This is a genomic window from Streptomyces sp. NPDC045021 (assembly GCF_056432645.1).
In genome coordinates this window covers 1-13,771 of record NZ_JBWKIQ010000028.1, presented here as the reverse complement: position 1 = coordinate 13,771, position 13,771 = coordinate 1, and the positions used below count along the sequence as shown (strand labels likewise).

The 13,771-nt window shown below is 69.7% G+C and carries 13 protein-coding genes; 7 read left to right on the top strand and 6 right to left on the bottom strand.

Going from position 1 to position 13,771, the window contains the following annotated elements:
- Positions 1-119: 119 nt before the first annotated feature.
- From AC07DC_RS41090 to AC07DC_RS41075, 4 genes are all read left to right on the top strand, one after another.
- The gene (locus AC07DC_RS41090; protein WP_478920088.1) at positions 120-1,547 is read left to right on the top strand and encodes an amino acid permease; all 1,428 of its coding nucleotides are present in this window, start codon (positions 120-122) and stop codon (positions 1,545-1,547) included.
- Positions 1,548-1,609: 62 nt separating this feature from the next.
- A complete protein-coding gene (locus AC07DC_RS41085) occupies positions 1,610-2,860 on the top strand; it encodes an arginine deiminase (RefSeq protein WP_478920050.1) in 1,251 nt (416 codons plus the stop codon).
- A 70-nt stretch (positions 2,861-2,930) separates the two neighbouring features.
- A complete protein-coding gene (gene argF / locus AC07DC_RS41080; protein WP_478920048.1) occupies positions 2,931-3,971 on the top strand; it encodes an ornithine carbamoyltransferase in 1,041 nt (346 codons plus the stop codon).
- A 1-nt stretch (position 3,972) separates the two neighbouring features.
- On the top strand, positions 3,973-4,932 hold the full coding sequence (locus AC07DC_RS41075; protein WP_478920047.1) for a carbamate kinase: 960 nt from the start codon (positions 3,973-3,975) through the stop codon (positions 4,930-4,932).
- On the opposite strand, the gene AC07DC_RS41070 is transcribed toward AC07DC_RS41075, so the two are convergent.
- The 5 genes from AC07DC_RS41070 to AC07DC_RS41050 form a co-directional block, all read right to left on the bottom strand.
- Positions 4,929-7,409: a glycoside hydrolase family 65 protein gene (locus AC07DC_RS41070; RefSeq protein WP_478920045.1), complete on the bottom strand. Its 2,481-nt coding sequence runs from the start codon at positions 7,407-7,409 to the stop codon at positions 4,929-4,931. The genes AC07DC_RS41075 and AC07DC_RS41070 overlap by 4 nt on opposite strands.
- A 2-nt stretch (positions 7,410-7,411) precedes the next feature.
- A complete protein-coding gene (locus AC07DC_RS41065) occupies positions 7,412-8,179 on the bottom strand; it encodes an HAD family hydrolase (RefSeq protein ID WP_478920086.1) in 768 nt (255 codons plus the stop codon).
- A 408-nt stretch (positions 8,180-8,587) separates the two neighbouring features.
- Complete coding sequence (locus tag AC07DC_RS41060) at positions 8,588-9,169, bottom strand: Rv1733c family protein (RefSeq protein WP_478920044.1); 582 nt, start codon at positions 9,167-9,169, stop codon at positions 8,588-8,590.
- Entirely contained in the window at positions 9,166-9,675 is a 510-nt protein-coding gene (locus tag AC07DC_RS41055; protein ID WP_478920043.1) for a flavodoxin domain-containing protein, read from the bottom strand. The genes AC07DC_RS41060 and AC07DC_RS41055 overlap by 4 nt, the downstream gene beginning before the upstream one ends.
- Before the next feature lie 363 nt (positions 9,676-10,038).
- Entirely contained in the window at positions 10,039-10,260 is a 222-nt protein-coding gene (locus AC07DC_RS41050; RefSeq protein ID WP_478920042.1) for a hypothetical protein, read from the bottom strand.
- A gap of 226 nt (positions 10,261-10,486) precedes the next feature.
- On the opposite strand from AC07DC_RS41050, the gene AC07DC_RS41045 reads away from it, so the two are divergent.
- On the top strand, positions 10,487-10,951 hold the full coding sequence (locus tag AC07DC_RS41045) for a hypothetical protein (RefSeq protein WP_478920041.1): 465 nt from the start codon (positions 10,487-10,489) through the stop codon (positions 10,949-10,951).
- A 219-nt stretch (positions 10,952-11,170) separates the two neighbouring features.
- Positions 11,171-11,305, top strand: coding sequence for an LPXTG cell wall anchor domain-containing protein (locus tag AC07DC_RS41040; protein WP_478920040.1), 135 nt, complete (start codon positions 11,171-11,173; stop codon positions 11,303-11,305).
- 67 nt (positions 11,306-11,372) lie between these two features.
- On the opposite strand, the gene AC07DC_RS41035 is transcribed toward AC07DC_RS41040, so the two are convergent.
- Positions 11,373-12,512 (bottom strand): glycosyltransferase family 2 protein, encoded by a 1,140-nt coding sequence (locus tag AC07DC_RS41035; protein WP_478920039.1) that lies wholly within the window; start codon positions 12,510-12,512, stop codon positions 11,373-11,375.
- A gap of 351 nt (positions 12,513-12,863) precedes the next feature.
- Between AC07DC_RS41035 and AC07DC_RS41030 the strand changes: the two genes are divergently transcribed.
- Entirely contained in the window at positions 12,864-13,586 is a 723-nt protein-coding gene (locus AC07DC_RS41030; RefSeq protein ID WP_478920038.1) for a class E sortase, read from the top strand.
- Positions 13,587-13,771 lie beyond the last annotated feature (185 nt).

The following is a 13,771-nucleotide window of genomic DNA, read 5'->3' as shown; positions in this document are numbered from 1 at the left end:
GGCCGTCGACCTTGTCAGTGATCAGAAGTGAGGACAATCCCGTGACCGAGAAGGTCAACCACACGGCGGCTGAGCACGATACGAAGTCCGGTCCTCCGGACCAGGCACCCGGGAAAGGGATGTTCGGGCTGCCGACCGCGACCGCGCTCGTCATCGGTTCCGTGATCGGTACCGGGGTGTTCGCCCTGCCGACCGCACTGGCTCCGTACGGGCCGATCAGCCTGGTCGCGTTCGTGCTGGTCACCGTCGGCGCGCTGGCACTGGCGTTCACGTTCGGCGCGCTGTCCAAACGGGTACGGGGATCCGGCGGCCCCTACGTCTATGCCAGAGACGCCTTCGGCGACTTCGCCGGCTTCCTCAACGCATGGTCCTACTGGATCACGGCGTGGGCGGGCAACGCGGCCATCGTCGTGGCCTGGGTCGGGTACGTGGAGGTGTTCTGGAACACCGGCCACGCCAAACTCTGGTCGATCGTCATCGCCCTGGTGGGGCTGTGGATACCGGCGATCATCAACCTCTCCGGTATCCGGAACATGGCGGTCACCCAGATCGTCACCACGGTGCTGAAGTTCGTGCCGCTGCTGTTCATGGCCACCGTCGGGCTGCTGTTCATCAAGGCGCACAACTTCGGCGCCTTCAACGCCAGCGGCACCTCGGCCGGTGCGGCGATCTCCGCCGCCGCGGCCATCGCCCTGTTCAGCTATCTCGGTATCGAGACCGCGTCGGTGGCCGCAGGCCGGGTACGGGACCCGCGGCGCAACGTGGGCCGGGCGACGATCCTCGGCACCGTCGGCTGCGCGGTCGTCTACATCCTGGGCACGGTGACGGTCTTCGGCACCGTCTCCAACGCGGCTCTGCAGAAGTCGGCCGCGCCGTTCACGGACTCGGCGGATGCCATCTTCGGCGGCCGATGGGCCGGCCAGTCCGTCGCGGTCGCCGCGATCGTCTCCGGACTGGGCGCCCTGATCGGCTGGACTCTCATCGTCGCCGAGATGCCGATGGCCGCGGCCAGGGACCGCCTGTTCCCGGCCGCGTTCGGTCGCACCCGCAAGGGTGTCCCGACGTTCGGGATCGTGAGCTCGACGCTGCTCGCCTCCGTACTGACGGCTGTCAGCTACAGCCAGTTCGAGAAGGTCTTCACCACCCTCGTCCTGCTGTCCGTGGTCACCGCCGTGATCCCGTACATCTTCAGTGCCGGCGCCCAGCTGTACTGGCTGGTCACCCGCGGGCGCCAGACCCGGTGGCCGCACCTGCTCCGCGACTGCGGGGTGTCCGCCGTCGCCCTGGCCTTCTCGTTCTGGTCCCTCGCCGGGAGTGGCTACCAGGCCGTCTACTACGGGCTGTTCTGCCTGCTCCTCGGCCTGCCCGTCTACATCTGGCTCAAGGCCGCACGCAACGAGTACGGCGAGACCCCCGTCTTCCCGGCCGGCGAGCCCTCCGGGACCCCCGCGGCCCCCGCCGCAGCCGTTCCGCCCCAGCCGACGGCGGTTCCGGCGGACACCCCGATGGCGGCTCCGGTGGACACCCCGGTGGGGCACACGACGTGACCCGGCCCCCGGCACCTTCCGGTACCGGCCCCCGACCTTCTCTGCCCGTCAAGGAGATCACCATGACCCGCACCTTCGGCGTGCATTCCGAAGTCGGCCCGCTGCGCGAGGCCATCGTCCACCGCCCCGGGCTGGAGCTGAACCGCCTGACGCCCGGCAACTGCGACGAACTGCTCTTCGACGACGTGCTGTGGGCCGCCAAGGCCCGCGAGGAGCACGACACCTTCGTCCAGGTACTCCGCGACCGCGGCACGACGGTCCACCACTTCGACAGCCTCCTCGCCCAGACGCTGGAGCGTCCGGAGGCACGGGCCTTCGTCCTGGACCGCATCTGCACTCCGGAACTGGTGGGCCCGACCCTGGCGGCGCCACTGCGCCGGCTCGCCGACGACACGGACCCCGCGACACTGGCCGAACTGCTCATCGGCGGCGTGACCCGTGCGGATCTGTCGCCCCTGCGGGTGCGCAGCCTGCGCTGGCAGACCCTGGAACTGGACGACTTCGTCCTCGCGCCGTTGCCCAACACGCTGTTCCAGCGCGACAACTCGGCCTGGATCTACGGCGGCGTCACGATCAACCCGATGGCCAAGGCCGCCCGGCAACGCGAGTCCCTGCACAGCCGCGCCGTGTACACGTTCCACCCGCTGTTCGCGGACGCGACCTTCCCGGTGTACTACGGCAACGACGACACCGACCACCAGCCGGCCACCCTCGAAGGCGGCGACATCCACGTCCTGGGCCGTGGTGTCGTCCTGATCGGGATGGGGGAGCGGAGCACTCCGACGGGCGTGGAGATCCTGGCCCGCGAGCTCTTCCGCAGCGGACAGGCCACCACCGTGATCGTTGTCCAACTGCCCAAGTCGCATGCCTTCATGCACCTGGACACCGTGCTGACGATGATCGACGTCGACACCTTCGTCCGCTATCCCTACCTCGACCCGAAGACCCTGCGTACCTGGTTGATCGTTCCCTCCGACCCGCAGGAGACCGTCGAGCACGACACCGGCGGCCTGCACGTCGAGCAGCGGGACGACCTGTTCGCCACCATCGCCGACGCCTTGGGCCTGGACAAGATACGGGTGCTGTGCGCCGACGAGGACGCGCGGGCGGCCGAACGTGAGCAGTGGGACGACGCCAACAACTTCCTCACCGTCGCACCCGGAGTCGTGGTCGGCTACGAACGCAACACCGTGACCAACGCGATGCTCCGGGACAACGGCATCGAGGTCCTCAGCATCCCCGGCAGCGAACTGGGCCGCGGCCGGGGCGGGGCACGGTGCATGACCTGTCCCACCCGGCGCGACGGGATCTGACCCCGCCCGCGACACCCGGCCCGGCGAACCCGCCACCACCCGTGATCAGCCCACTGTGAGGACTTCCCCCATGCCCACTGCGACGCCCACGAGCGCGAGCACGACCACGACCGCCACCCACCACCGGCCCGGCTCCCTGCTCAAGGAGCTCGACCTCGACAAGGCGGGATTCCTGGCGCTGATCACGGCGGCCGGGCAGCTCAAGGCAGCCAAGGCGAACGGCTCCGAACGCCCCCGGCTGACGGGCAGGAACATCGCGCTGGTCTTCGAGAAGAGCTCCACGCGCACCCGCTGCGCGTTCGAGGTCGCCGCACACGACCAGGGCGCGCACGTCACCTACCTGGGGCCGGAGGGATCCCACATCGGACGCGAGGAGTCGATCCGTGACACCGCCCGGGTCCTCGGCCGGATGTTCGACGGCATCGAGTTCCGCGGATTCGCCCAGGACACCGTCGAGGAACTGGCCGACCACGCCGGCGTCCCGGTGTGGAACGGACTCACCGACGCCTGGCACCCGACGCAGATGCTCGCCGACGTCCTCACCATGACCGAGCACCACACCGGCCCCGTCGAGCAGATCGCCTACTGCTTCCTGGGCGACGGCCGCAACAACGTGGCCCGCTCGCTGCTGATCACCGGGGCGCTGCTCGGCATGGACGTCCGCATCGCCGCACCGCGCGACCTGTGGCCCCCGGACGACGTGATCGCCGAAGCCCAGCGGCTCGCCGCGACCAGTGGGGCACGCGTGCTGGTGACCGAGGACGTCGAACAGGGCGTGGCGGGCGTTGACTTCGTCTACACCGATGTCTGGGTCAGCATGGGTGAATCGGACGAGCAGTGGAGTACCCGCATACCGCAGCTGCTGCCCTACCGGGTCACCGAGAAGGTGCTGCTGGCCTCCGGCAAACCCGACACGAAGTTCCTCCACTGCCTCCCGTCCGTACACGATCGCAGCACCCAGCTCGGCAAGCGGCTCTTCGACCGCTTCGGCCTCGACGGGGCGGAAGTCACCGACGACGTCTTCGAGTCGCCGCACTCACTCGTCTTCGACCAGGCCGAGAACCGACTGCACACCATCAAGGCCGTCCTCGTCGCCGCGCTGGGCGCCTGAGATGCGCATCGTGGTCGCGATCGGCGGCAACGCCCTCCTGCGGCGCGGTGAGAGGCCCGACGCCACCGTGCAGATCGACCACATCCGTGCCGCCGCCATGGCCCTCGCACCGCTGGCACTGCACCACGAGCTGATCATCTGTCACGGCAACGGCCCCCAGGTCGGGATGCTCTCCCTGGAGAGCGAGAACGACCGCGAACTGACGCAGCCGTACCCGTTCGACGCGTTGGTCGCGCAGACCCAGGGCATGATCGGCTACTGGCTGGCCCGGTCGTTGCGCAACGCGGGGGTGACCAAGCCCGTCATGAGCCTGGTCACCCAGACGCTCGTCGACCCGTCGGATCCCGCCTTCGCGGCCCCGACGAAGTTCGTCGGCCCGGGGTACCCGCACGGGCAGGCCCAGCGGCTCGCCGACCGGCACGGCTGGTCGATCGCCGTGGACGGCGACCGCTGGCGCCGAGTCGTCGCCTCACCCGAACCACGGCGGATCATCGAGCAGGACTCGATCGACCGCCTGCTCGACCACGAAGCAATCGTCATCTGCGGGGGAGGCGGCGGCATCCCGGTCACTGAGGACCGCGATGGTCAGCTGCAGGGTGCCGAGGCCGTGGTCGACAAGGACGCCACGGCCGCTCTTCTCGCGGTGGACGTCAAGGCCGACCGGCTGCTGATCCTGACGGACGTGGCCGCGGTGATGGAAGGCTTCGGCACCCCGCAGGCCGCCCCGCTGCGCCGGCTGACCCTGGACGGCCTGGAGGCGATGCACTTCCCCGCAGGCTCCATGGGACCCAAGATCGCGGCTTGCCGGTACTTCGTCGGGACGACCGGCAGAACAGCCGCCATCGGATCGCTCGACGACGCGGCCGCGGTCCTCGCCGGCGACGCCGGAACGGTCGTCGTCGCCGGCGATTCTTCGGACGCGAGCAGCAGGATCAGGGCCCGGGCGACTGCGGAGCTCTAGTGCTGGTGACCTCCGGCGGCCCGGGCCGCCGGAGGATCAGGCACCTGCGCTGCCTCGTCCGCGGGCAGCTGGAGGGTGCGGGAGGTGCCCGGGGCGAGGGTGAGGGAGCGGCCGGCGAGGCTGATGCGGACGGGCGGCTCGTCGGAGGATGGGACGCTGATGCTCAGGCTTCCGGCGTGCATGGTCAGCCCGATGCCCCAGTGACCGCGGTAGCGGATGGAGAGCCGGTATTCCGACAGCTCCGGAAGCGGCGCCGGGTCGAGCGACAGCTCGTCCGCGCGGACCGCCAAACCGGTCAGGCCGCGCTGGACGAGGTCGAGCGTGCCGGCCATGGCGCCCAGATGAATGCCCTCGGCGGTGGTGCCGCCCTGGAGGTCGGCCACGTCGCCGGTGAGGGCCTCCTGGCAGTACGTCCAGGCTCCCGCACGGCGGGCGCGGGCCAGCACCCAGCCGTGGACCAGCCCGCTGAGCGTCGAACCGTGGCTGGTTCTGCGCAGGTAGTAGTCGACGGTCGTGCGCCAGGTGTCGTCGTCGAGTTCATACCCGAGGCGCTGGAAGAGCGTGGCGAGTTCGGCCGGGGAGAAGAGGTAGCCGAGCATCAGGACGTCGGCCTGCTTCGACGCCTGGTACGCGTTGACGGTGTCGCCCTCGGCCTCCAGGATCCGGTCGAGGCGTCGGATGTCGCCGTGCCGGGAGCGGTAGGCGTCCCAGTCCAGTTCGGTCAGGTCGCCGTAGCCCTCGAACTGGCTGATGACTCCGCCGTGGAAGGGCACCCGCAGCCGGTGCGAGACGTCCTCCCAGAGTTTGAGTTCTCCCGCGTCCAGTCCGATGCGCTCGAACAGCGCCTGCCGGCGCGGGGCGGGCAGGCTCGCGGCGAGTTCCAGAGCACGGGTCAGGACCCAGGCGGCCGTCACGTTGGTGTACGCGTTGTCGTCAAGCCCCGGCTCCCCGGCACCGGGGTACGCGTCGTGGTACTCGTCCGGCCCGACCACACCGCGGATCCGGTAGCGGCCGTACCCCTTGTCCCAGACCGCGCTGTCCGCCCAGAAGCGGGCGATCTGCAGCAGCATCTCCGCACCCGCCGAGTGCAGGAACTCGGTGTCCCCGCTGGCCTGGCAGTACTGCACGACGTTGTAGGCGATCGCCGAACCGACATGGTGCTGCAGTCGCGAGTGGTCGGGCAGCCACCGCCCGGAGCGGGGGTTCAGATGCAGCGTCTGGGTCTCCTCGCGGCCGTCGCTTCCGCTCTGCCACGGATACATGGCACCGGTCCGGCCGGCCGCGGTCGCCGACCGGCACGCCTGGCCCAGACGCCGGTAGCGGTAGGTCAGCAGGGCCCGGGAGACCTCCGGGAGGTGCAGGTTCAGGAAGGGCAGGATGAACAGTTCGTCCCAGAAGACATGGCCGCGGTAGGCCTCGCCGTGCAACCCGCGGGCCGGCACGCCCACATCGAGATCGGCGGTGTGCGGGGAGAGGGTCTGCAGCACATGGAACAGATGCAGCCGCAGCACCTCTCCGGCCTCGCCCGGCACCTCCAGCTCCGTCCGCTGCCACAGGCGATCCCACGCGGCTTCGTGGGACGCGAGCAACGCGGTGAAGTCACCGGCCCGCCGCGTCCGGCCGATGGCCGCGTGCAGCGGATCACTGATCGCCGGGTCGCGCGAGGTGTGCAGCGCGACCGTCTTCTCGACGACGACAGGGCTGCCGGGCTCGATCGGCAGCGTCAACGCGTGGGTGGCGGTGCGGTCTCCGGCGACGAGCCGTAGCGACGTGGGGATGCTGCCGGTCACTCGGGTACGGGCGGCCATCGCGATGTGGATGTCGGAGGCGGTGGTGCGGCATTCCAGCCACACGGTGTCCTGCTCGGCGGCCCCGGTGCGCCAGCGGTCGAGGTGCCGACCGTTCAGATCGTGGTAGCGGGCGACTCCCGCATTGGTGACGTCACCGTCGAGAGCGGATTCCACCTCCAGCTCGCCCACCCAGCCCTCGGCCGTGAACTCGGTTCGCAGGGCCGCCAGATGCGGATCGCCCATGTGCACCAGCCGGCACTGCACCACGGTGATCCGACGGCCCTGCGCGTCACACAGCCGCATCCGTCGCGTCAAGGTGCCGCGGTGCAGATCCAGGACCTGTCGGTACTCCAGCAGTGAGCCGTCGTCCGGGGAGAACCAGGGGCCGGGCGCGGTGCCGCCGCCGGGATCCGTGTCGGAGGCCGCGTCGCGGGCGCGAAAGCGCAACGGCAGCCAGTTCGGCAGGTTGACGATGTCCTCGTTCTCGACCGTACGTCCGGCTACGGTCGAGGTCAGTCGGTTGTAGCAGCCCGCCGCGTAGGTACCCGGATAGTGCGCGGGGCCCGCTGCCTCCTCGGGGGCGGCGCCGCGGGTGGCGAAATAGCCGTTGCCCAGGGTGCACAGCGATTCGCGCAGCCGCTCCTGCGCCGGGTCGTACCCCTCATAACTCCAGGTCCGGTCCGGCATCGTCAGCTCCCCTCACCGGTCAGCAGCTCGGCCAGGTCCCGGACCACCACGCTCGCGCCGTGTTCGCGCAGATCGGTGGCGCTGCTTGGTCCAGCGGTGCGGTCCACGCCGACCACCAGGCCGAAGCCGCCCCGGCGGCCCGCTTCCACACCCGCCAGAGCGTCCTCGACCACGGCCGCTTCCGATGCGGATACGCCCAGCCGCCGGGCGGCCTCCAGGAACATCGCAGGGTCGGGTTTTCCCGCCAGTCTCAATCGGGCGGCTTCCTTGCCGTCCACCACGGTCCGGAACAGATCCTGTACGCCCGCAGCCGCGAGGAGTTCGGGCGCGTGGCGGGAGGCGGAGACGGCGGCGCACGGCACACCGGCGGCGCGCAGCGCGTGCAGCACCCGTATGGTGCCCGGCCAGGCGGCGATGCCACCCGACCGCAGCTGCCGCGTGAACAGCTGCTCCTTGCGGGCGGCGACCGCCTGCACGGTGCCCGTTCCGGGCGGGTCGTCGGGGTCGCCCAGGGGAAGCTGCAGGTCGCGCGAGGCGAGGAAGGCGGCCGCGCCGTCGAGCCGGTTCCTGCCGTCGACGTAGCGCCGATAATCCTCCACCGGATCGAACAGGCGATCATGCCCCGCGGCCCGCAAGCAGGCGTCGAAAGCGGTCTGCCATGCGGCGGCGTGCACCCGGGCCGAGTCGGTGATCACCCCGTCGGTGTCGAACACCACGGCCCGCACCGACCGCAGGACCGGCAGCAGCGTCGGGATGTCGCGCGAGACGATCGGCGCGTCGGTCACTCGCGGGACGCCTCGCAACGGCCCCTCGGCGGCCTCCGCGAACGCCACGTTCACCTCCCCGGAGGTGACGTCCTGCCGGAGCAGCCGGCCGTGGTCGAGGACGACGGGCAGTCGGGCCCGGGTCCGGCCGAGGCCCCAGACGGTGCCGGCGAAGGCGACGGCGAGCGCGATCATGAGCTGCTCGTGGACTGCCATGACGGCCATCCCTTCCGGGATCTGGAGGAGGGACGCGGCAAGCGCGCCCGGTCCCCATGTTCCGTTGCCGCGGCCGGGACCGCAGGGGCCCGCAGTCCCGACGGACGGGCCGAACGTCCCTACTGCGAGGGCCCGGTCGGCCGATCGCGGATGTTCACGCCGCCCTGCTCGGTGCAGGCGCCGAGGCACGGCTCGTCGTCACACGGGACGCCGGCCCCACTCAGGAGCGGTCAACGCCCAGGCCCGTTCCCATTCCGCCATGCGCCGCCGATCGGCACCCCGGCGGACCAGTCCGCGCACCATGACGATCGCGAATGCCGCGCAGACGGCGCCCAGCGCACCACCGACCCACGTCAGCGAGATGAGCTCTTCGCCGGCCACGGGCGCCGGAACCTGCCGCCCGGTCCGATCCAGCCACACCGTGGCCCTCGAACCGCGCAGACTTCCGGCCTCCGCTTTCGCCATGCCGGTCCCCGCGGTTCCAGGGGCGCCGGTCCAGCGCACCTGGACGTCATAGCGAACACTGCCGCCGCCCACTCGCGGAACCGCCTCCGGCGCGTTCTCCAGCAGGACCGCTGCCACAGGGTGCCGTGATGCCCGCTGTTCCTTCGAGGCCTGGACAGCGGCGGTGTGGGCGGCGCGCCCGGCGGTGAGGGCGGCAGCAGGCAGACCGAGCAACAGGGCAAGCGCCGTCACCAGGTTCACCCAGCTCTCGATCACGTCCGAGCGGCGGCACAGCGGATTGCTCCGCCGCTGCCGCCACCGCAGCGGCCCCTTCACGGGGTCACGACCTCCTTGACCAGTTCGCGCGCCACGTCGCGCGCCCACAGCCGGATCTGCTCCGGATCGCGGAAGTCCCCGCCCCGGCCGGACTTGACGATCATGCGGGCCATCCGGCCCCTGGCACCCTCCTGCAGGCAGCCGCCGAACGTGACGTGTCCGCGGGCTCCGAGACTGTCGAGGAGGCGCTGGACCCCTGGCACCGGCGGGAGGAGGCGCTCGCCGGCAGTGCCGTCGAGAGGTCCGCTGCTGAACAGCCAGACGGGCCGCTCGACCAGGTCCGCCCGCTGGTGCCGGGCGAACCGGACCGCCTCCCGGCGCCAGCGGCCCGCGTACAGGGCGCTGCCCAGGACAACAGCGTCATAGGGGCCGACGCTCTCCACTTCGCCGACAGCCCGGGCCTCCGCCGTCAGCCCCTGCTCGCGCAGCGCCTCGGCGATCATCGTGGCGATGCCCGCGGTGGAGCCGTTCTTCGATGCATATGCGACGAGGACGCGTTCGGTCATCACATGTCTCCTCACAGCTTTCACAGCCGGCGAAGTGGAAGTCGGTAGGGCGCGGCAGTGCGTTCCGACACCGAGGTCGCCGGTGGCCGGCGGACCGGCTCGGTTCCAGTGTGAAGGCCGTGAACCCGCCGGGGGAGGGCCGCAGGACCCTGCCAAGGGACCGACCGGCCCCATGAAACCCGGTTCTCACGCGGTAGAAGGCGCTGCCGACGACCTCAGCAGCCAGTCCTTCCCTGGTCCTCGTACCGGCGCTCCACCGCGGCGACTAAAAGGCTCAGACGACCTTGAAGTCCTGGTCGACGAAGATGTGATGCGGCCAGTTGACGCCGATGCAGTGGACCTCGTACTCGCCGTTGCCCAGCTTCACGACACGGTCGACGACGCCCCCGGGTAGGCGGCCAGCGCGGCTTCCGTCGCCTTGTTCGCCGTCGTTCCGCTGACGATCGTCCCTTCCCCCTCCGTGTAGTCCGCCGGGATCGCACCGACCTTCTTCGCCGCGCTCGGTGCGCCTCGCTGGAAGTCGTGTGCGGCAGCAATCGCCGTACCGATGGCCGGCGTACCCCTGTCTCCACTCCGGGCGGCCATCAGCAGACAGCCGCGGCCAGCGGCAACGGCAACCCCACATCGCCCACGGCTACTTCGGCGGCCCCCAGGTCCGTCACGCTCTCGAAGAACCATTTGAGCGTTGAATCAATATGACAGATGTCATGGTCGGACCACGATCGAACATCTCTGGTGGCCACATCGTTCCCTGAACCAGACTCGTGCCTCGTACACGCAACACGGAATCCAACGTTCGGGGACAATCGTCATGAGCAGCATCACCGATCCACACGACGCGGCCACGCCCCCGGAGGCGACGACCGGGGTGGACGCGGCCGCACTCGCCGGGATCAAGCCGCTGCCGATCTGGTTCTTCGCTTCCGAGGGCATCGCGGCCGGCGCCTGGGACTTCCTCAAGGCCGACTCCGACTCGTGGATGATTCTCGCCGTGCTGGCTGCGATCAACATCGTCATCGGCGTCACCGTCTTCGCCAAACGCCGCAAGCTCCTCAAGGCCATGCTCAAGAACAGCCACACCCGCGCCATCTTCATCGGCCTGATCGGCCTGCGCCTGGGACTGCACGTGGCGCTGAACCTTGTCGGTGCCCCGATCACCACCGTCGCTGGGCACTGGGCCATGGCGGCCCCGATGAGCACGACCACTGTCGGCCTGCTGTGGTTCGACCAACGGACCTGCTTCCGCGCCCTCGGTCTCTCCACCGCCCGGCCCTGAACCCCAGCTCCCACGGGGCAGCAAGCCGAAACGGCCCGTCGACAAACCGACGGACCGTCTCGGAGGGTCGAGGTCGGTGCGGTCCGTTCCGGCTCTCGCTCATTCACCCGAATAGCGTGCGTGCCGCGAAGCCGGAATCCCGCTGCGTGTATTAAATCTGATTATCTCAAAGTATTGAGGCTGAGGTTACCGCAGCCGATCAACGAAAGGACACCCCCCATGGGATATGGCCACTCTCTCCCCAAAACCGGCGCCAGCGGAATTGCCTACGTCGGCGTCGCGGCAGTTCTGGGACTCTCCGGCCTGCTGATGAAGTTCCTCGGCCGCAAGCCGTCGGGCGCCATGCACCCCTGACACGGGGATCGCACACAGTGAGGTGCTCGGAAGCCGGCGGCTTCCGCGCACCTCACTCGTTCTTTGTTCAGGCGGGGCCGGCCTTGAGGGGCGGCTCTGTCTGCACGCCAGGTCCACCGGGGCCGGGCAGCAGGGCGACGGGCGGATCCGCCCGGCCCTTCTCGTAGACCACGACCCCCTTGGAGAGCCGCAGCGGCACGAGGATCAGTTCCACGACCATGGCCTTCCACTGGTAGCAGAAGTCGACGAGCTTCGTGAGGAAGACGTAGGGCAGGTTGCGGAAGACCTTCCGCAGGGGAAGCTTGCGGCGCCTCGCCGCGTACACCAGCGGCAGCCCGATCAGCAAGGTGCTGGACCCGAGCCACCACACAAGCCACCAGGTGAACGCGTCCGCCACAGAGAACCCCATGCCGGGGACCAGGAGCGGCACAAGCAGCCACAGCGGCACGGCGATCGTCTCCCACAGCTTGAGGAGCACCCAGAACGCCAGCATCGGCTTCTTGAACAGCATCCGCGGCAGATGCAGCCGAACGTTCTGAAAGTACCCCGCCGCCCACCTCCAGGCCTGCTTGCGAAGGTAGGTCAGATCCTCCGGATCCGCGGCCCAGGCAACCGCGTCACCGACGTAGGCGGCCCGGTGCCCGGCCATCTGGATCGACCACGTGTAGTCCATGTCCTCCACGATGGTCCGCTGCGGGAACCCCCCGAAGTCGACCAGCTCCTGACGCCTGAACACCGAGCAGCAGCCGGAGCAGACGACGGGGCTGTTGGCCAGGTTCTCGATCGGCCTGTTCCAGTGGAACCCGTACAGGTACTCCACCGAGCGGCCGCGCTCGGCCCACGTCCGCTCGAACCGGCTCTGCACGCAGCCCGAGGCGATCAGAACCGCCGGATCGTCGAACGCAGGCTTGATCTTCTCGATGTAGTCGTCGGCCAGGACCGTGTCGGCGTCCACCGCGAGCACCAGGTCGGTCCGACAGTGCGGAAGGGCGAAGTTCTGGGCCCTGGCCTTGCTGCCAAGGTTCTGCGGCGGCGTCAACACCGTCACACCGAACCGCGCGGCGACCTCACCGGTTCCGTCCCGCGACCCGTCGTCAATGACGATGATCTCCTGCGGAGGAACCGTCTGGCGCTGCAGCGCTTCCAGTGTGGCGGGCAGACCCTGCTCCTCGTTGTGCGCCGGCACGATCACCGTGAGCGTCAGCACTCGGTCACCTGCCGGAAGCCCGCCTGGCCGGCAGGCGTGCACCGCACAGGGGCAAGCCGGCCGTGCACATCTCTGAGACGGTGTCTTCGCATACAGGTTCCACAACGTGTCATGGTGGCCTTCCTTGCAGAAAGGGACGGGAGTCGCCGCCGGCAAACCCGGACGTGCCCTGGCTCGGCTTCATGGCGACACCTGAGTTGTAGAGGCCCGGCAGAGCGCTCCCCTGTAGGGCGCGCGATCCGATCAGGTGAACCGCCGCGCACCATCCGAACGCCGTACGCCGCCTCCCCGTCCCGGACGGCTCTGTGCGACAAACTGGAACCGACCGCCCCGAAGGGTCCATCAGCACGAGTGAGGGAGACTCCGATCGACAACGTTCCGCCCTGTGCCCCCCGCCGCGCACCACGGCGCGGCAGGTGGAGGAACACCGTCGGCAACGCCCTGATCGCCCTCGCCCTGGTCTCGGCACTGGTCGCCGTGTACTTCCTGTGGTGGACCGACGTCGTCGCCGACAGCTACAGCGACCAGGCGACCGGCAGGCTGCGCGCCGAATGGTCGTCCACCACGCCCACCGTCGGGCCGCCGACGGCCCACCACGGCCAGGAGATCGGCTTCCTGCACGCCCCGACGATGGCCGACCATCCGGTTCTGATCAAGGTCGGCACCGATCCCGACATCCTGGACCAGGGCGTGGCCGGCGTCTACGAACAGCCGCGCGCATCACTGCCGTCGGATACCGCCGGCAACTTCGCTCTCGCCGCGCACCGCGACGGTCACGGTGCGCGCTTCCACAACATGGACCGGGTGAAGGTGGGCGACCCGCTGGTCGTCGAGACCTCGGACCGTTGGTACGTCTACCACGTGGACGCCCTTCTGCCGCAGACGTCCAGCCACAACACCGGGATCGTCGGGCTCGTGCCGACCGGATCCCCGTACAAGCGGCCTGGGCGCTACATCACCCTCACGACCTGCACCCCGGTCTACACGTCCCTCTACCGGATGGCCGTGTGGGGCAGCCTCGTCCGAACAGACCCGATGGATTCCCAGCACACCCCGCCCGCCGAACTGCGCTGAACCCGGGTTCCCATTCCGGGCACCAGGCTAGGCGCCAGGCAGCGGCTGCACCGTCAGGCATCGGCCGTGTTTAGGGGCGGCGTCCAGCGGGGGGGGGTGCCCCTATGTCTTTGGTCAAGCCATCTGGGCGCTCGCAGGGGTCTCCGTGAGGAGCGTCCGTCGCCCGTGCCCGTGTCGGCCAGGTG

What these genes read in the sequence shown, in the direction of transcription:
- AC07DC_RS41040 (WP_478920040.1), top strand. Translation starts at nt 11,171, where the DNA reads ATGGGATATGGCCACTCTCTCCCCAAAACCGGCGCCAGCGGAATTGCC.
- AC07DC_RS41070 (WP_478920045.1), bottom strand. Translation starts at nt 7,409, where the DNA reads ATGCCGGACCGGACCTGGAGTTATGAGGGGTACGACCCGGCGCAGGAG.
- AC07DC_RS41085 (WP_478920050.1), top strand. Translation starts at nt 1,610, where the DNA reads ATGACCCGCACCTTCGGCGTGCATTCCGAAGTCGGCCCGCTGCGCGAG.
- AC07DC_RS41090 (WP_478920088.1), top strand. Translation starts at nt 120, where the DNA reads ATGTTCGGGCTGCCGACCGCGACCGCGCTCGTCATCGGTTCCGTGATC.
- AC07DC_RS41045 (WP_478920041.1), top strand. Translation starts at nt 10,487, where the DNA reads ATGAGCAGCATCACCGATCCACACGACGCGGCCACGCCCCCGGAGGCG.
- AC07DC_RS41075 (WP_478920047.1), top strand. Translation starts at nt 3,973, where the DNA reads ATGCGCATCGTGGTCGCGATCGGCGGCAACGCCCTCCTGCGGCGCGGT.
- AC07DC_RS41050 (WP_478920042.1), bottom strand. Translation starts at nt 10,260, where the DNA reads ATGGCCGCCCGGAGTGGAGACAGGGGTACGCCGGCCATCGGTACGGCG.
- AC07DC_RS41055 (WP_478920043.1), bottom strand. Translation starts at nt 9,675, where the DNA reads ATGACCGAACGCGTCCTCGTCGCATATGCATCGAAGAACGGCTCCACC.
- argF (WP_478920048.1), top strand. Translation starts at nt 2,931, where the DNA reads ATGCCCACTGCGACGCCCACGAGCGCGAGCACGACCACGACCGCCACC.